Source organism: Peribacillus sp. FSL R5-0717 (genome assembly GCF_038002945.1).
Taxonomy (GTDB): domain Bacteria; phylum Bacillota; class Bacilli; order Bacillales; family DSM-1321; genus Peribacillus; species Peribacillus frigoritolerans.
The window spans coordinates 94,342-111,051 of record NZ_JBBOOF010000002.1 but is presented as its reverse complement, the minus strand read 5'-3'; the positions used below and the strand labels follow the sequence as shown (position 1 = coordinate 111,051).

Below are 16,710 nucleotides of genomic sequence, written 5' to 3'. Positions count from 1 at the left end.
TTTCCCCTTTCTCATAAATTAAGTTAAACTCTTTTCTTTTTGCTCTACCTGAGCTCTACCTGAAGAACCAAATTCGCGCATTTTACCTTTGACTGTATTTTTAATTGCTTCACGGGCTGGTGCAAGGAATTTACGAGGATCGTATTCATTTGGCTTCGCTGCTAATACTTCGCGAACGGCTTTAGTAGCTGAAATTTGGCTCTCAGTATTGACGTTAATTTTCGCCGAACCAAACATAATGGCTTTTTGAATATCCTTTGTTGGAATACCTGTACCACCGTGAAGAACGAGAGGGACACCTGTTAATTCCATAACTTCCTTCATCCGATCAAATCCAAGGTTTGGTTCACCTTTATATGGACCGTGGACAGAACCTAACGCAGGGGCAAAGCAGTCTACTCCTGTTTCACGAACTAATTGATCACATTCAGAAGGAATCGCATAATATGCTGATTCGATATCAGCGATAATGTCATCTTCTTGCCCGCCAATACGACCAAGCTCCGCTTCAACAGATACACCAACAGCATGTGCCACTTCAACTACTCGTTTTGTTATTTCAATATTTTCTTTTAATGGATGATGGGAACCATCTATCATAACGGATGTAAATCCAGCATGTATGGCTTGTACACATTTCTCAAGGCTTGAACCATGGTCAAGATGAATGGCAACTGGTACTGTCACTTTATATTCATCCATTAATTCTTTAACCATCGTGACAATCAACTTAAATCCACCCATGTAACGGGCAGCACCTTCTGATACCCCGAGAATAACAGGAGAATTCTCTTCTTGCGCTGCTTGTAAAATGGCCTGAGTAAACTCGAGATTATTGATGTTAAACTGTCCTACAGCATACTTATTTTCTTTTGCTTGAATTAACATTTCTTTCATTGAAACTAATGGCATATTTTCCATCTCTCCTTTTCCTTTTTATATAAATGCCCTTATAGAGGGCTTCTATTGACTATCTATTTAGACAATCCATTGACAATAAACATCATTTTGTTAGTTTTAATATCGATGATACGCTTCTATGAATTGAATTTTTTCATCCAATCCTCCAACTGTAAGGAAAGAATGAGTTAGTATTGCCCCATCTTCAGTTTTTCGAATACCCTTCATAAGCGTTCCATCCGTAATTCCGGTTGCTACAAAGAAGCAATCATCAGATTTTACAATGTCATCTATTGTTAATACTATTTCAGGATTTGATAATCCCATCTTAATACAGCGATCAAATTCTTCTTGATTTTGAGGGGCAAGTTTCCCTTGGAAATCTCCTCCCAAACACTTCAATGCAGTCGCAGCAATTACTCCTTCTGGGGCACCGCCAGTTCCTACTAATATATCAACGTCTATTTCTTCGAGTGCAGTACCGATTGCTCCTGTAACGTCACCATCAGAAAACAGCTTGACTTTTGCCCCCACATCGAATACTTGTTTGACCAAATGATCATGACGTGGTCGATCCTGTATCATTACCGTTAATTCTCTTATGTCTTTTCCTAAAGCTTTTGCAACGGAAATCATATTATCTGTTAAAGATGCGTCTATATTGATATAGCCTTTTGCTTTTGGACCTACAGCTATCTTTTTCATATACATATCCGGTGCATGCAGTAAACTACCTCTGGAGGAAACAGCAATTACTGTTATTGAATCCCCCTGTCCTTTTGACATTAGAGTAGTTCCTTCAACAGGATCAACCGCAATATCTACTTGAGGCCCATTTCCAGTTCCTAGCTCCTCATCAATATAAAGCATGGGAGCTTCGTCCAGTTCCCCTTCCCCAATAACAATCACGCCAGTCATATCAATGAGGTTCATTCGATCGCGCATAGCTTTCGTTCCAGCCCCATCCGCTTCATTTTTTCTTCCTTTTCCTATCCAAGGATAGGACGCAATGGCTGCTTGCTGTGCTACAGCGAGAAAATCCATAGCTAACGACAGAACAGGCTCTTTACTAACGACTTTGGTTTTTAATTCACTCATTAGATCACCTCCTGTGTTCTTTACACCTATACAAGCCAAACTTTCTCTTGTCCACGTTTTTTTCACCTGTATAGAAATGATTATAATTCGCATAATATATATTTGTAAGTATGCACTTTTTTAATACATAGTATTAAAAAGTATACTATTTGTTTTATACGTACAATTTTACTTTGTACACATTTTCACCTGTACATAAATAATTAAATTGTATAATATAAAATAACAAGTACATATCTTTTCAGCATATAGTATTAAAAGTATACTGTAATTCTGACAAGCCCTATTATCTTTTATATTTGTTCTAGTATAATGTGTAACTTAATTGGTACGTAAGTAAGCACTTTATAAACATATAGTATTAAAAAGTATACTTTTACATGGAGGCGAAGCAATGAGGGTCATTCGTGATAAGGAGTTTAGCTGTGAAAAGGAATTGTCACTTGCTGTTATTGGTGGGAAGTGGAAAATGCTTATTTTATGGCATCTGGGCAAAGAGGGCACCCAACGGTTTAACGAACTGAAGTCTCTCATGCCGGGGATTAACCAAAGAATGCTAGTTAATCAACTACGGGAGCTGGAAGATGACCTAATTGTTCACCGTGAAGTCTATCCTGTTGTACCACCAAAAGTTGAATACTCACTGACCGAACATGGGGAAACTCTAATTCCTATTCTAGAATCTATGTATGAGTGGGGGAAGAACTACATGGACGTGGTCTTGAAAAATAATAAATAAAGAGACTAATGAACCAATAGTATACTAGCTACCTCATTTAAGGTTTGGCGTTTGATCTAAATCGAATTGCGAGGATATTGTAGCTACCTTTAATGGCTTAAAAATGGTTGCTGCTGCCTCAAAGATTGTCGAAGTTAATCATAAGATCATTGATAACAATAAATTCCTCAAAAACTAGCTCGGTAGCATACTCAATCAGATGAAAGAGCTAGTTTTGTTTTCACCCAGGTGGAAATTTGACCACCATTTCCCTTTAACGGAACCTCAATAAATTCCTTTCTTTGTGATTTTTCTTTTAGTTTATATCTTTACGGTATACTTTTTTTCACTAAATAACATAAAAGTGTGTACTTGTTAAAATTTATTATGTGTCTAATAATAACAATAGCTAATCAATAAAACATGATAAGGTGAAATCTTTATAGAGTATTGATAAGAAAGGGTGAGACTATGAAACTAAGGGTTTCAGCAGTGCAATACCATCTCCATACTATTAGTTCTTTTGAGGAATTTTCCAAACAAGTGGAACATTATATTAAAACAGCTGAAGAATTTGGTTCAGACTTTGTCTTGTTCCCCGAATTCTTCACCACACAATTAATGTCCATTGGCAATAAACAGGGACAACCTTTGTCCATTCAAGATCTACCGGATTTTACAGAACGATATCGATCTTTATTTATAAATTTGGCGATGCAAACAAAGATGCATATTATTGGGGGAACCCATGTCATTCGTAAAGGTGATCGATTGTACAACGTCGCTCACTTATTCTATCCAGATGGTAGGGTCGCAGAACAGTCAAAACTTCATATCACTCCAACGGAAGTGAATGACTGGAAGCTGACTCCTGGAGAAAATCTGGAAGTGTTCAAGACTGAAAAAGGCACAATTGCCATGTTGACTTGCTATGACATCGAGTTTCCAGAAATTGTTCGAATGGCGAAGGCTAAGGGTGCGGATATAATTTTCTGTCCTTCTTGTACCGATGACCGTCATGGATTTCATCGTGTGCGTTACACGAGCCATGCGAGGACAGTAGAAAATCAGGTCTATGTCGTAACCACCGGAACAGTCGGTTCCCTTCCTACGATTGACTTTATGCGAGCGAATTTTGGGCAAGCTGCCGTGATCACACCAAACGATATTCCATTTCCTCCAAATGGGATTCAAGTAGAGGGAGAAGTTAACCAAGATATGATCGTAACAGCTGATTTGAATTTAGAGTTGTTATACCAGGTTCGTAAAAGTGGTTCCGTCACGACATGGCGGGATCGTCGTACAGACCTTTATCCAGATTGGGAAACAACTAAAGAACTCACTTCACAAATATAAGGGGGGGTCATTTTGTATCGAAAAGAGCTTTTTGTCTTCGACCATGATCAATCTGTCCCTGCCGTGATTCGAAATTATGAAGAAAAAGACTTTCCCGGCTTAATTCACGTTCAACAGGAAAGCTTTCCACCACCATTCCCGTCTAACTTGTGGTGGAATACGGAGCAATTGCATAATCATGTTACCATGTTCCCCGAAGGAGCCTTATGTATCGAAATCGATGGTGAAATCGCGGGTTCAATGACTGGATTGTTGGTTGACTTTGATTCCAAGCATCCGGAACATACATGGGAGGAAATCACGGACAATGGGTACATTCGAAACCATAATCCAAATGGTAATACGCTCTATGTCGTGGATATTGGCGTAAGTCCCTCCTATCGAAAATTAGGATTAGGAAAATGGCTGATGTTCTCGATGTATGAAGTTGTAGTTCATAAAGGATTGGAACGATTACTGGGAGGAGGAAGAATGCCTGGATATCATAAAAAAGAGAGTGAGCTGATGCCGGAACAATACCTTGAAGCTGTCGTAAAAGGCGAACTGAAAGATCCAGTCATCACCTTCCTGCTCCGCTGTGGTCGTACCCCCGTTCAAGTAGTGGCAAACTATTTAGAAGATGAAGAATCACATAATTACGGAACACTGATGGAGTGGAAAAACCCTTTTTACCCATCAAAGTCAAAACAAAAAGGAGTCTAAAATAAAAATGGAATATATCAGAATTACAAGTATAGAAGATCCTTTATTTAAGCAATTGCATCAATTAATGCAAGACGTATTCCCCCCAGAAGAAGTATTAGAATTCGATCTTTGGAAAGAACCTTTGGAAGACCCAGGAATCCGTGTTTTTGTTGCCGTTCATAATAAGAAAGTAAAAGGTGCTACGGAGTACCGTTATTATGAGGATTTTAATGTTGCGATGACAGATTTTACAATCATTGGGGAGGCTGGACTCGGCATCGGTCCATTTTTAGCCAATAAGAGATTAGAAGATCTAATTTACTTGGCCTCGATTAATGGCAATCGTTTATATGGGATGTTTGCTGAAATTTACGATCCATATCGAGTAGAACACTATGAGTTTGGCGGGGTTAAGCCTATGAATCCATATGTCCGCCGTGAAGTACTGTCTCATCTTGGTTACAAGCGTCTTGATTTCCCTTATCTCCACCCTTCCTGGAACAATGATGGAGAGGCTGTAACAGGACTCGATCTTTGTTTTCTTCCAATGGAAGCTAGAGTCAATGAAGTACAAACAGAACTGATTGTAAAATTTTTAAGACGTTATTACTCTGTCTTATCTAACAAACCGGAATCCTGGCATGCAATGATTGAGAACTTAGAAGCAAACGATAAGGCAACACTATTACCCATTTAGTAAAGGATAAATCTAAGTGATAATTATATAACCAAAGAAACTGAAAACCCACCATTAGATTCCCTCGTCTAACACCTAAAGTGAAATATAACCTTTTAAGGTCTTTGAAACATCCAACAGCTTCGGCGTAAATATGAAAACGCGTTCATATATTGGAACAATTCGAAGGTTGACCCAAGTTCCACGAGTTTGTGGTTGGATCAAATAAAACCTTGAGAAGGAGCATAGAAAAAACATGGTAGATATTTTATTTGAGGAAAGCGGAAGCCAATCCGTCCATTATTATTGTATAGCAACGGAACATCATCGATATGACTTTTCTATCATATTTACAAATAATTTTTTTGGGAAAGCAATGGTCGTTTCTATTCAAAGTGGCACAATGGTCTTAATGTGCAATGAAGATATCGAAAACGATTGCTATTGGGCAGAAAAATTAGGAATCCATCCAATTGATGTTGATGAATGCCGAATCTTTCTTCAGATGATTTTAAATCAGAAACTTTTCGTAAATCAATATTAAACTCTACTTTGAGCAGTACCCCTTATATCAAACCGGAAGGAGATTACTTATGATTCAACATGAAATGGTTATGAGCTCTTGTTATGGAACCATCCAAGAAGTCTCCATTGAAAATCATTCACGAATATATGAATGGGAACCTTTGTTTACCATAGAAACTGGTAAAGGAAATCTTGAAACCATAAGTATTGGGATAAGTGGTGAAGTGTATTCTTTAGAAGTGCAAAAAGGGGATAAAGTAATTCCGGGAATGGTGCTTGCATTAATAAAAGAGGATTTGATTGCCAGTGGAAGCGACTAAATAATAATAGTTTGTCGATAGGTCCCTTTATTATTAATCGAGCAAGGGGTTATGGGAAAGTTCAGCGCCTTGGTTTCTTCCTAATACATTGTTTTTATAATCTAAAAAGCTTAAATTATTCTATCTGTCAACATAGACGGACCACGACTTAAGTGAAGTGGTCATTTAAATCAATACCTTCATAATAAAGGCGGTAAAAAAGATGAAAGGAGGCAACACAATGATAAGAAAAATAGGCATTAGTGGCACAGGGAGAATTGGTCGGCTATTGATTAGAAATATGTTATCCAATAAACATAATCAACTTAAGTTAGTGGCGATTAATTCCATTTATCCTGTAGAAACAGTAGCTCATCTATTAAAATACGATACCATACACAGATCTTGGAATGCAGATATTTCAATACAAGATGGACATCTCTTAATTAATGGTGATATTATTCAGATCATTTCTGAACGTGAACCTGAGAGGATTCCATGGGGAACAATGGGTATAGACATTGCGATTGATGCTACAGGAAAATTCAATGACCGCCAAGGGGCACAAAAGCATTTATCAGCTGGAGCATCCACTGTCATTGTTACTGCACCTGGTAAGAATATGGATTTCACAGTGGTTATGGGAGTGAATGATCATCTGTTAGATCATTCGAAGCACACTATTTTATCCGCAGCCTCCTGCACGACTAACTGTGTTGCCCCTCTTTTAAGTATCATGGACCAATCTTTCCAAGTAAAAAGAGGATGGATGACCACTATTCACTCTTATACTTCTGACCAAAATCATTTAGATAACCCGCATAAAGATTTACGAAGAGCCCGCTCTTGTACTCAATCCATTGTCCCGACGACAACGGGAGTGGGTAAAGCCCTTGTTGATGTTCTTCCGCATCTAGCTTCATATATTGAAGGAATATCAATTCGTGTTCCTACACAGGATGTTTCATTAGTTGATCTCACTGTTCAAGTAGCCCGTGAGGTATCACTTGACGAAGTGAAATCTGTATTTCATGCAGCAGCAAATGGAAAACTGTCTCATTATGTCGGCTATATTGAAGAGCCGTTAGTATCCTCCGATTTTATAGGGAATGAAAAGTCAGCGATTGTAGATGGACTTTCAATCATGACAGTGGAAAATCAAATTAAAATATTGGCCTGGTATGATAATGAATGGGCGTATGCTTGCAGGGTCATTGAGTTGGCTCAAGCAGTAAACGAAAGGATGGATAAAAAATGGAAATCCCCAGTCGCCCTCAAGCATTAGGTACAGTTATTTGTAAATACTGTGGAGAGCTCATAGACACTGTTGATACGGAAAAAGTCATGACTTATTACTCTAACTGCAAGCAAGAACAATGCCTCAATCAAGATTCAGAATATCATGAGAGGAATTAAAGGTAGAATAGAGGTGTGTTGCAAAAGCATAGCGCAGAACAAATTTTAATATCACCTTAAAAGAAGGTACCTTTTATTCGAATATAAACTTTATGCCGAACTTTTCATGATAAAAACTAAGAAGTTCGGTATTTTTGTTTTTTATTTGATAAAATAACTAGAGATTTGAACCAAATCTCTTTATCTATCAAAAAAACAAATAAAAATAGCCAAATCCAAAATCTTTTTAGGAGTATAATTGTAAAAATTTTCAATTTAGGGAAAGGACTGAAACGATGAAATGTATTTCGATTGATTTAGATGGTACCTTATTGAATTCTCGACATGAAATATCCAAAGAGGATTTGAAAGCCTTAGAAGAACTGCAAGAAAAAGGACATACGGTCATTTTGAACACAGGTCGATCTTATTCAGATGTGGTAAAAATTAAACCTATACAAAACATGGAGGTTCCAATCTTTTGTTTAAATGGTTCCCTTTTATACTCGAAAACTAGAGAACTGTTGTACGAAGTTACTTTACCAATGTCTACATATAAAGAGATATTCTCCGTTTTGCAAAAATTAGGAGTTAGAATTCTCGTATATACAAATTATGGAGGTTTCCCTTCCACTTTGCCTCCATTACATCATAAAAGTAATGAAGAGCTAGACACTCTTTTTCAAACATACAATTACGATGAAATTCTAAATCAAGACAATCTTAAAATCTATAAACTTATTGCATTGGTACAGTATGATCAACTAGAAAAAATTGAGGTCGTAAAAAAGACATTAGCTAATAAATTTGATGTTTCGATGGCTTCTTCTTTTCCTAATAACGTAGAAATCACTTCAAACGAAACACATAAAGGGAAGGCTATATTGCATTACCAACAGATGATGAATCTAACTTTTGATGAGATTGTTGCTTTCGGTGATGGGGGCAACGACCTCGCCCAATTCGAGGTAGCAACCACTTCCGTTGCGATGGGTAATGCCCCTCTGAATATTCAACAAAAGGCTGATTTAATAACAAAAACAAATGATGAAGATGGATTCTCCCATGCAGTACATCATCTTTTAGATTTACTAAATACACAAGGAGTCAAATCCGTGATTTGATTTTTAATGTATTTCTGGTCGTTTTTTTTGATAACATAACCAATCCCCCATAAAAAGTAATGTTATCTTTATTATACAAAAAAAAGCTTGTAGACAAAGCCCCTTCAAAGGGACTTTGTCTACAAACTGAAGCAGCCAAATGGCTGCTTTTTTATTATCTTTTCTTTTCCTTCCGAATCGTAAAACAGCGAAGTCCGACTTACCTTCCAGCCCCTTAATTTAGTAATCTATAATCTCTTCTTTTAATAAGTACGATTAGAAAACTATCATATACAATTAGGGAGAACCACGACCATTAATCAACCTCTATTGAACATGCACTGGAAGCAAAGCTTTCTCCCACAAGAAAGCCATGCTCTTCTGTATAATCTATTTGTGTCTCTTCATCTAAATAGCGTTTTGTAAAACGATCGATTCGAATCTGGATATCACCATATTCAATAAACGTATCGTTTCGTCGTGGTTCTTCAAAAACAAGCGTAAACTTGATAGACATCCCACATCCACCTGCTACATTGGCATCAATCCGAGGAGATTGATCTTCTTTCAACTTCATTGTTTCCAGCTTGTTCACTGCTGATTTCGTTAGTGTTATGACCATCAAATCCCCTCCTTCTCTCCAATATCATGTTTTTAATCCTCAAACATTTTATTTTATACAAACATAAGCCTGGTAGGAGAACGATTGAGTGGATGTTGAAACCACCAAGAAGAAAAACCCCAAGAAAAAACAAGTTCTCTCCTATTCAATACCGACGGACCATTACAACCTGAAATTAAATTTATTATGTCACCACTTCATTTTCTCTCACAGCTTCCTCTTCTTTTGTGTAACGCAATATAGGTTGTCTTGCTGCTTGCACTTCATCTAGTCGTCCTATGATCGTTGTATGCGGTGCTTCTAGTACAACACCTGGATTTTCCTCCACTTCTTTAGCAATTTGAATCATTGTATCTGCAAAGGTATCGAGGGTTTCTTTTGACTCTGTTTCTGTTGGCTCAATCATCAAACATTCCTCTACATTTAACGGGAAGTAGATGGTCGGTGGATGGTAACCGAAATCAAGCAGCCGTTTGGCCATATCAAGGGTTCTTACACCCAGTTTTTTCTGTCTTGAACCGGATAACACAAATTCATGCTTACAAATTTGCGAATAAGGTGCTTCGAAATATGGTTCTAGCCTTTTGCGAAGATAGTTTGCATGGAGGACTGCACTTTCCGATACTTGACGTAGACCTTCAGGTCCCATTGTACGAATATAGGTATAAGCACGAACAAGAATCCCGAAGTTTCCATAATAACCTTTTACACGGCCAATGGATAATGGTTGATTATAGTTCAGTACATAGTGATCCTTATCTTTTTCAATGTGTGGCACCGGCAAATATGGAATCAGCTTGCTTTTTACACCAACAGGACCAGCACCAGGGCCACCTCCACCATGAGGAGTTGTAAACGTTTTATGAAGATTTAGGTGCACAATGTCAAAACCCATTTTTCCCGGTGTTGTTTTCCCTAAAATCGCATTGGCATTGGCCCCGTCATAATACAGTAAGCCACCTGATTCATGCACCACTTTAGAAATTTCCACAATTTCTTTTTCAAAAAGTCCAAGTGTGTTTGGATTGGTAAGCATTAGGGCTGCTGTATCATTATCCATATGTTTCTTTAATTCTTCCAAATCGACTAATCCATGTTCATTAGATGGAATCGTAACCGTTTTATATCCGGCCACTGATGCACTGGCAGGGTTGGTACCATGAGCTGTGTCTGGAACAAGTACTTTTGTTCTTGTTTCCCCTTTTTGTTCATGATAGTTTTTAACCATCATTAAACCGGTCCATTCTCCTTGAGCTCCTGCTGAAGGTTGTAAAGTCACAGCATCCATACCTGTAATTACAGCTAAATCTTCCTGTAATTCATATAAAAGCTTTAGTGCACCCTGCACCGTTTCGGCTGGCTGATACGGATGAATACGGCTAAAACCGTCGAAACGAGCCACATCTTCATTGATCTTCGGGTTGTATTTCATCGTACAAGAACCAAGTGGATAAAACCCATTATCAATCCCATAGTTTTTATTGGAAAGTGCTGTGTAGTGGCGAACAAGCTGAAGTTCAGACACCTCTGGGAGTTCTGCTGGTATGTCACGAATCAAATGCATGGGAAGCTTATCTTTTAAATCGATTTTGTTGACATCACTTTCTGGAAGGCTTGAACCAATTCGACCAGGTCGACTGATTTCAAAGATTATATCGTTGTATTCAACCATGTACAATCGCCTCCAATACATTAACAAATTGGTCAATCTCTTCTTTTGTCCTTTGCTCGGTTACCGCAATGAGCATTTGATTTCCCAAGCCGTAATCACGGTCTAAATCAAATCCTCCGATGATTCCTGCTTTTAGAAGCTTGTCATTGACTTCCTTAGCCGGAAGTGGGAGCTCGACAATAAATTCATTAAAAAATGGTGCTTGATTCATAATCTTACATCCTATTTCTTTAAGACGTTTTGCCATGTAATCAGCTTTATCGAAGTTTAGCTGTGCCATATGGCGAATTCCCTGCTTTCCAAGTGCTGTCATGCAAATGGAGGAAGCTAGCGCATTTAACGCCTGGTTAGAACAAATATTGGAAGCTGCTTTATCACGGCGAATATGCTGCTCACGTGCTTGCAATGTTAGCACAAACCCTCTTTTCCCTTGTTCATCTGTTGTTTGACCCACGATACGTCCAGGTATTTTGCGCATAAACTTTTTATGAACCGAAAAGTAACCACAGTGCGGACCACCAAAGCTCATTGGTATCCCTAAAGGCTGCATATCACCTATTACAATGTCTGCTCCCAGATTACCTGGTGGTTGCAAAAGCGCTAATGCCAGTGGATTAGCACTAACGATTAACATTGCGCCTGTTGTCTCGGCAATTTTCTTAATTTCTTTCAAATCTTCAATAGAACCAAAAAAATTTGGGTATTGGACGATAACAGCTGCTGTGTATGGATCGATTTGTTCTTGCAGTTTCTCTAAGTCTGTACAGTCCGTCGCAAGATTCACCTCTTCCACTGCATACCTTTGACCATCTGCTACTGTTTTTAAGATGGCACGGGATTCTGGATGAACCGCCTTTGATACAAGTACTTTCGAACGTCTTGTTGATACAACTGCAAGTGATGCTGCTTCTGCAAGGGAAGTAAAGCCATCGTACATGGAAGAATTGGCAACATCCATTCCTGTCAGCTCACATACCATTGTTTGAAATTCAAAAATGGCTTGTAATTCACCCTGGCTAATTTCTGGTTGGTAAGGGGTATAAGCTGTATAAAATTCAGAACGGGAAATCATATGATTCACAACACTTGGAATGTAATGATCATAAGTACCCGCACCAATAAAAATTGGATATTGATTGGCATGTTTGTTTTGCGAAGCAAGCTGATGCATCTTTTTCAACAGAAGTGGTTCAGGAATTGCATGAGGGATGTTTAACTCCTCTTCCAGACGAATATCATTCGGGAGATCTTCAAACAGCTCCTCTGTCGAAGAGATTCCAAGAAAGGATAGCATTTCCTCTTGATCTTGTTTTGTATCAGGAAGATAACGATAGGTCGCTGTCATTTTATTCCTCCCCTTCATTCACAAAAGTTTCGTATTGATCTTCATTTAGAAGTACTTGTAACTCTTCTGGATTAAATAGTTCCACTTCTACCAACCACCCTGCTTCATATGGCTGGTCATTGATCATTTCAGGCGCATCATCTAACTCCTCGTTTACACGAACTACCTTACCTGACACAGGGGTATAGATTTCAGAAGCTGTTTTAACAGACTCGATCGATCCTATTGATTCATTTGCCGTTACTTCATCACCCACTCCTGGATTTTCAACAAAAACGATATCACCTAATTGTTTTTGGGCAAAATCAGAAATTCCAATACGCACTCGGTTTTCGTCTAATTGTAGTACCCACTCATGTTCCTTGCTGTATAGTAGGTTAGCTATCACTTTTGTCATTGTTTGTTCTTCCTTTCGCTCATAAAATTTATTAATATTCACTGTAGGGTGCTTACTATTTCATGCAACGGGATTATCTTTTTTTATAGAACGGTGCTCTTACCACAATAGCATCAACCATCTTCTTACGAATTTCCACTTTAAGTTGTGTTCCTAGGTCAGCATTTTCTGCTGATACAAGCGCGAGACCTATGCTTTTCTTTAAAGACGGTGAATGGGTTCCGGATGTAATAAAACCAATTTCCTCTGCCCCACCTGAAAACACTTTATAACCGTGACGAGGAATGCCTCTTCCTGTCATTTCAATTCCAACTAATATTCGTTTTACCCCTTCTTCTTTTTGTTTTGTAAGTATGGCTTTGCCGATAAAATTACTTTCTTTGTTTGTTTTTACGACAAAACCGATTCCAGCTTCAAGAGGGCTGATTTCCTTTGTGAGCTCTTGTCCGTATAGAGAAAGACGTGCTTCAAGGCGAAGAGTGTCACGTGCACCGAGTCCGCACGGCTTTAAGCCGTTTTCTTTTCCAGTTTCCAGAAGCTTTTCCCAAAGTGCTGGCGCCTTGTCCGCTCCTAAATAAAGCTCAAATCCTTCTTCCCCTGTGTAACCCGTACGGGATACAAGCACGTCCGTAATGCCATCCAGATTAACATGTTGAGTAAAGTGGAAAACACTAATTTCCGATAAATTGATTTCCGTTAACTTTTGTAAAATGCCTTCCGCCTTTGGACCTTGAATGGCGATCAGCGCGATGTCATTTGAAATATTACGAAGTGTCATTTCTCCTTTAATATGCTGCTTCATCCAGTCGTAATCTTTCTCAATGTTTGCTGCATTAATCACGAGAAGAAATTTATCATTTTTCAGTTTGTAGACCAATAAATCATCCACTGTCCCGCCAGATGGATAACACATCGCAGTATACTGTGCTTGATTAATGCTAAGCTTTGTTACATCGTTTGTGACAAGGTAATTAATATAGCTTTCTGCATCTTTCCCTTCAACAAGCACTTCCCCCATATGAGAGACATCAAAAAGTCCTGCTTCCTTTCGGACAGCATCATGTTCTTCTATAATGTTTGAAAACTGGACTGGCAGTTCCCATCCACCAAAATCAATGACTTTTGCTCCGTAATTTTTATATGTTTCAAAAAGCGGTGTTCTCTTCAATCCGGTTGCTGTGCTCATTGCTATACCTCCAATTAAGATCTCTTGCTAAATAACTGTTCTTTTACCCTTTTACCTGTTTCGGTCATTGCAAGACCACCAAGTGCTGTTTCTCTAAGTGTTCGAGGCATTTCCTTTCCAATCTTGTACATGGCTTCAATGACTTCATCACATGGAATACGACTTTCAACACCTGCAAGAGATAAATCAGCAGCTGAAAAGGCAATGGATGTGCCAATCACATTTCGCTTAATGCAAGGCACTTCAACAAGCCCTGCAACTGGATCACAAACGAGGCCCAACAATGATTTTAAAGCAATTGCTGTTGCATTTACCGCTTGTTTGGGTGTGCCACCTTTTAATTCAACAATGGTCCCTGCCGCCATCGCCGTTGCAGAACCCACCTCTGCTTGGCATCCTCCTGCCGCTCCGGAAATAAAGGACCGGTTGGCAATGACATACCCAAGGGCACTTGCGGTGAACAATCCCATGACTAAGTCTCTATAGGAAGTTCCGTCATTTTTGTGAAGCGAAAATAATACTCCGGGTAATATACCGGCCGCTCCGGCTGTTGGAGTTGCGACAATGACTCCCATTCTCGCATTGCTTTCAGATGTCGCCAGTGAGAAAGTCATGGCATCGCTAATATAACTTCCTGAAAGAGGGTTACCTTGATTCACGTAATCGTACATTTTAACGGCATCACCACCTGAAATGCCACTTGGTGCAGTAGAGGCGTCTTTTTTTCCGCTCTCAACAGCTTCCTTCATTTTAAATAACCGTTCTTCCATCATACTGATGATGGTATTTTGATCTCTCCCCGATTTTTCTATTTCCATCATTAACATGACTTCACCAATCGTTTTCTGTTTATGTGTACAAATTTCAATTAGCTCGTTCATTGACCGAATTTCCATCATGCACCCTCTAATGACGTTTTTTTCAACACATATGGATGATAATGTGTAGCGAGTACCGAAAAGTCATCGCTAGTGCTTAAACGAATATCAACCATTTCATCGCCAATCATAAAGATTTTAGATAAACCGCCTCCAAGGGATGCTCCACCTACCTTTACCAGCCATTCCCCACGTTTTGCCGTAACGACTGTTGTATTCGGATGTTCAAAATAAGGGCAGCTGTCTTCAAACTGAAATTCGTAATCTAGTCCATGTTCTTTGGTCAGCTCCATGGCATTTTTAATCCTGGAATCATCTGTATCCATGCCCAGTAATCCGCCAAGTAGGGCTTTATCTGTCCCGTGACCTTGGTGCGTTTCAGCAAATGAATCGTAGAAAATAATGTTCGCCTCTTCCGGACAACCACCTAATAGTTCATGAATGAACCTCCCCATCGATACAGCACCAGCAGTATGAGAACTAGATGGCCCTACCATGATAGGGCCGATAATGTCAAAACAACTTTGGAATTCCATGTTGTTTCTCCCTTCTTAGACCGTTATAGACTGTTGAAACAATGGATATCCGTCACAAATCGCTTTTGTTGTTTCTTTTACTTTTTCTAGAACAGCTGTATCTCCATTGCTCTTTAAAACAGCCGCAATCACTTCTCCGATTTTAACCATTTCTTCCTGCTTCATACCACGTGTCGTTAAAGCCGCTGTTCCCATTCGAATGCCACTTGTGACAAATGGGCTTTCGGTATCATAGGGAATCGTGTTTTTGTTAACTGTTATACCCGCCTCTTCTAGTAATCGTTCTGCTTCTTTTCCGGTTAAATTCCATTGGCGAACGTCTAAAAGGACGATATGGTTGTCCGTTCCACCTGAAACAAGAATTGCGCCTGCTTTCTTTAATGTTTCGCCAAGTGTTGCTGCGTTTTCAATGATTTGTTTGGCATAGATCTTAAAGCTCGGTTGCAATGCTTCTTTAAAGGAAACCGCCTTTGCCGCAATAATGTGCATGAGTGGCCCACCTTGAATCCCTGGGAATATAGCTTTATTCATTTTCTTTATCATGTCTTCATCATTTGTTAAAATGATGCCGCCACGTGGACCGCGTAAAGTTTTGTGCGTTGTGCTTGTCACCACATCCGCATATGGGATGGGAGATGGATGAAAACCTGCTGCCACAAGCCCCGCAATATGGGCCATATCCACCATCAGTTTTGCTCCAACTTGATCGGCGATTTCTTTAAAACGTGCAAAATCAATTGTTCTTGGGAAAGCACTTGTCCCCGCAATAATCAATTTTGGTTTTTCTTTTTTCGCGATTGCTTCAAGCTCATCATAGTCTATCAAGTGAGTATCTTCTCTCACCCCATAAGACACAATATCAAACCATTTCCCCGAGATGCTGACGGGACTACCATGAGTTAAGTGTCCTCCATGCGAAAGGTTCATCCCCATCACTTTATCGCCCGGCTGAAGCAGCGCATAAAAAACAGCTAGATTTGCTTGTGCACCTGAGTGTGGTTGTACATTTGCATACTTAGCACCAAACAGCTTGGTTAGGCGTTCAATCGCTGTTTGTTCCACCACATCTACATATTCACAGCCTCCATAGTAACGCTTCCCTGGATATCCTTCTGCATACTTATTAGTGAGGACAGACCCCATGGCTTCCATCACTTCTTTACTTACGAAGTTTTCTGATGCGATTAATTCTAACGTATTATGTTGTCTTTCCCTTTCATTTTCCATGGCATTATAAATCTCTGAATCATAGTTTTGTAGACTCATATTCAAATATCCTCCTCGATTTTCTTCCAAGCTCCCTTTCCTCACAAAAAAGGA

General features: G+C 39.1%; 19 protein-coding genes. 9 read left to right on the top strand and 10 right to left on the bottom strand.

The features are described from left to right. Positions 1 to 18 precede the first annotated feature (18 nt). Together fba and glpX are read right to left on the bottom strand one after the other, a co-directional pair. Positions 19 to 912, bottom strand: a complete 894-nt coding sequence (fba, locus tag NYE65_RS26370; protein ID WP_328176488.1) for a class II fructose-1,6-bisphosphate aldolase — start codon at positions 910 to 912, stop codon at positions 19 to 21. A 105-nt stretch (positions 913 to 1,017) separates the two neighbouring features. Beyond that, a complete protein-coding gene (gene glpX, locus NYE65_RS26365; protein ID WP_328176430.1) occupies positions 1,018 to 1,998 on the bottom strand; it encodes a class II fructose-bisphosphatase in 981 nt (326 codons plus the stop codon). A gap of 394 nt (positions 1,999 to 2,392) precedes the next feature. Here glpX and NYE65_RS26360 point away from each other — a divergent pair, with 394 nt between their 5' ends. The 9 genes from NYE65_RS26360 to NYE65_RS26320 all read left to right on the top strand — a co-directional run bounded on the left by NYE65_RS26360 (position 2,393) and on the right by NYE65_RS26320 (position 8,775). Further along, complete coding sequence (locus NYE65_RS26360; RefSeq protein WP_328176431.1) at positions 2,393 to 2,737, top strand: winged helix-turn-helix transcriptional regulator; 345 nt, start codon at positions 2,393 to 2,395, stop codon at positions 2,735 to 2,737. 450 nt (positions 2,738 to 3,187) lie between these two features. Beyond that, on the top strand, positions 3,188 to 4,072 hold the full coding sequence (locus NYE65_RS26355; RefSeq protein ID WP_328176433.1) for a carbon-nitrogen hydrolase family protein: 885 nt from the start codon (positions 3,188 to 3,190) through the stop codon (positions 4,070 to 4,072). Positions 4,073 to 4,084: 12 nt separating this feature from the next. After that, positions 4,085 to 4,774, top strand: coding sequence for a GNAT family N-acetyltransferase (locus tag NYE65_RS26350; protein ID WP_340862241.1), 690 nt, complete (start codon positions 4,085 to 4,087; stop codon positions 4,772 to 4,774). Positions 4,775 to 4,781: 7 nt separating this feature from the next. Further along, positions 4,782 to 5,453 carry a GNAT family N-acetyltransferase gene (locus NYE65_RS26345; protein WP_340862240.1) on the top strand — a complete coding sequence of 224 codons (672 nt, stop codon included), beginning with the start codon at positions 4,782 to 4,784 and terminating at the stop codon, positions 5,451 to 5,453. Positions 5,454 to 5,688: 235 nt separating this feature from the next. Continuing rightward, the gene (locus NYE65_RS26340; RefSeq protein WP_340862239.1) at positions 5,689 to 5,976 is read left to right on the top strand and encodes an SAV0927 family protein; all 288 of its coding nucleotides are present in this window, start codon (positions 5,689 to 5,691) and stop codon (positions 5,974 to 5,976) included. Between the two features lie 49 nt (positions 5,977 to 6,025). Then, the gene (locus NYE65_RS26335) at positions 6,026 to 6,277 is read left to right on the top strand and encodes a hypothetical protein (protein WP_207117766.1); all 252 of its coding nucleotides are present in this window, start codon (positions 6,026 to 6,028) and stop codon (positions 6,275 to 6,277) included. 220 nt (positions 6,278 to 6,497) lie between these two features. Further along, positions 6,498 to 7,541 carry a type I glyceraldehyde-3-phosphate dehydrogenase gene (gene gap, locus NYE65_RS26330; protein WP_340862238.1) on the top strand — a complete coding sequence of 348 codons (1,044 nt, stop codon included), beginning with the start codon at positions 6,498 to 6,500 and terminating at the stop codon, positions 7,539 to 7,541. Beyond that, the gene (locus tag NYE65_RS26325) at positions 7,511 to 7,672 is read left to right on the top strand and encodes a GapA-binding peptide SR1P (protein WP_328176438.1); all 162 of its coding nucleotides are present in this window, start codon (positions 7,511 to 7,513) and stop codon (positions 7,670 to 7,672) included. The genes gap and NYE65_RS26325 overlap by 31 nt, the downstream gene beginning before the upstream one ends. Positions 7,673 to 7,947: 275 nt before the next feature. Then, on the top strand, positions 7,948 to 8,775 hold the full coding sequence (locus NYE65_RS26320) for an HAD family hydrolase (RefSeq protein WP_328176439.1): 828 nt from the start codon (positions 7,948 to 7,950) through the stop codon (positions 8,773 to 8,775). A gap of 295 nt (positions 8,776 to 9,070) precedes the next feature. Here NYE65_RS26320 and NYE65_RS26315 read toward each other — a convergent pair whose 3' ends face one another. The 8 genes from NYE65_RS26315 to glyA form a co-directional block, all read right to left on the bottom strand. Continuing rightward, complete coding sequence (locus tag NYE65_RS26315; protein WP_328176440.1) at positions 9,071 to 9,376, bottom strand: HesB/IscA family protein; 306 nt, start codon at positions 9,374 to 9,376, stop codon at positions 9,071 to 9,073. 184 nt (positions 9,377 to 9,560) lie between these two features. Then, positions 9,561 to 11,048, bottom strand: coding sequence for an aminomethyl-transferring glycine dehydrogenase subunit GcvPB (gcvPB, locus tag NYE65_RS26310; protein ID WP_328176441.1), 1,488 nt, complete (start codon positions 11,046 to 11,048; stop codon positions 9,561 to 9,563). Next, a complete protein-coding gene (gcvPA, locus tag NYE65_RS26305; RefSeq protein WP_340862237.1) occupies positions 11,041 to 12,393 on the bottom strand; it encodes an aminomethyl-transferring glycine dehydrogenase subunit GcvPA in 1,353 nt (450 codons plus the stop codon). Before gcvPA ends, gcvPB begins: the two co-directional genes overlap by 8 nt. A gap of 1 nt (position 12,394) precedes the next feature. Next, the gene (gene gcvH / locus NYE65_RS26300) at positions 12,395 to 12,790 is read right to left on the bottom strand and encodes a glycine cleavage system protein GcvH (protein ID WP_328176443.1); all 396 of its coding nucleotides are present in this window, start codon (positions 12,788 to 12,790) and stop codon (positions 12,395 to 12,397) included. Between the two features lie 73 nt (positions 12,791 to 12,863). After that, positions 12,864 to 13,976: a glycine cleavage system aminomethyltransferase GcvT gene (gcvT, locus tag NYE65_RS26295; RefSeq protein ID WP_340862236.1), complete on the bottom strand. Its 1,113-nt coding sequence runs from the start codon at positions 13,974 to 13,976 to the stop codon at positions 12,864 to 12,866. 14 nt (positions 13,977 to 13,990) lie between these two features. Further along, complete coding sequence (gene sdaAA / locus NYE65_RS26290) at positions 13,991 to 14,872, bottom strand: L-serine ammonia-lyase, iron-sulfur-dependent, subunit alpha (protein ID WP_340862235.1); 882 nt, start codon at positions 14,870 to 14,872, stop codon at positions 13,991 to 13,993. Then, positions 14,872 to 15,390, bottom strand: coding sequence for a serine dehydratase beta chain (locus tag NYE65_RS26285; RefSeq protein ID WP_340862234.1), 519 nt, complete (start codon positions 15,388 to 15,390; stop codon positions 14,872 to 14,874). The genes sdaAA and NYE65_RS26285 overlap by 1 nt, the downstream gene beginning before the upstream one ends. Positions 15,391 to 15,405: 15 nt before the next feature. Next, entirely contained in the window at positions 15,406 to 16,656 is a 1,251-nt protein-coding gene (gene glyA / locus NYE65_RS26280; protein WP_340862233.1) for a serine hydroxymethyltransferase, read from the bottom strand. Positions 16,657 to 16,710 lie beyond the last annotated feature (54 nt).

Bases quoted from the DNA above. Each gene is read 5' to 3' on its own strand.
- fba (WP_328176488.1), bottom strand. From the start codon at position 912: ATGCCATTAGTTTCAATGAAAGAAATGTTAATTCAAGCAAAAGAAAAT.
- glpX (WP_328176430.1), bottom strand. From the start codon at position 1,998: ATGAGTGAATTAAAAACCAAAGTCGTTAGTAAAGAGCCTGTTCTGTCG.
- NYE65_RS26360 (WP_328176431.1), top strand. From the start codon at position 2,393: ATGAGGGTCATTCGTGATAAGGAGTTTAGCTGTGAAAAGGAATTGTCA.
- NYE65_RS26355 (WP_328176433.1), top strand. From the start codon at position 3,188: ATGAAACTAAGGGTTTCAGCAGTGCAATACCATCTCCATACTATTAGT.
- NYE65_RS26345 (WP_340862240.1), top strand. From the start codon at position 4,782: ATGGAATATATCAGAATTACAAGTATAGAAGATCCTTTATTTAAGCAA.
- NYE65_RS26340 (WP_340862239.1), top strand. From the start codon at position 5,689: ATGGTAGATATTTTATTTGAGGAAAGCGGAAGCCAATCCGTCCATTAT.
- NYE65_RS26335 (WP_207117766.1), top strand. From the start codon at position 6,026: ATGATTCAACATGAAATGGTTATGAGCTCTTGTTATGGAACCATCCAA.
- gap (WP_340862238.1), top strand. From the start codon at position 6,498: ATGATAAGAAAAATAGGCATTAGTGGCACAGGGAGAATTGGTCGGCTA.
- NYE65_RS26325 (WP_328176438.1), top strand. From the start codon at position 7,511: ATGGAAATCCCCAGTCGCCCTCAAGCATTAGGTACAGTTATTTGTAAA.
- NYE65_RS26320 (WP_328176439.1), top strand. From the start codon at position 7,948: ATGAAATGTATTTCGATTGATTTAGATGGTACCTTATTGAATTCTCGA.
- NYE65_RS26315 (WP_328176440.1), bottom strand. From the start codon at position 9,376: ATGGTCATAACACTAACGAAATCAGCAGTGAACAAGCTGGAAACAATG.
- gcvPB (WP_328176441.1), bottom strand. From the start codon at position 11,048: ATGGTTGAATACAACGATATAATCTTTGAAATCAGTCGACCTGGTCGA.
- gcvPA (WP_340862237.1), bottom strand. From the start codon at position 12,393: ATGACAGCGACCTATCGTTATCTTCCTGATACAAAACAAGATCAAGAG.
- gcvH (WP_328176443.1), bottom strand. From the start codon at position 12,790: ATGACAAAAGTGATAGCTAACCTACTATACAGCAAGGAACATGAGTGG.
- gcvT (WP_340862236.1), bottom strand. From the start codon at position 13,976: ATGAGCACAGCAACCGGATTGAAGAGAACACCGCTTTTTGAAACATAT.
- sdaAA (WP_340862235.1), bottom strand. From the start codon at position 14,872: ATGGAAATTCGGTCAATGAACGAGCTAATTGAAATTTGTACACATAAA.
- NYE65_RS26285 (WP_340862234.1), bottom strand. From the start codon at position 15,390: ATGGAATTCCAAAGTTGTTTTGACATTATCGGCCCTATCATGGTAGGG.
- glyA (WP_340862233.1), bottom strand. From the start codon at position 16,656: ATGAGTCTACAAAACTATGATTCAGAGATTTATAATGCCATGGAAAAT.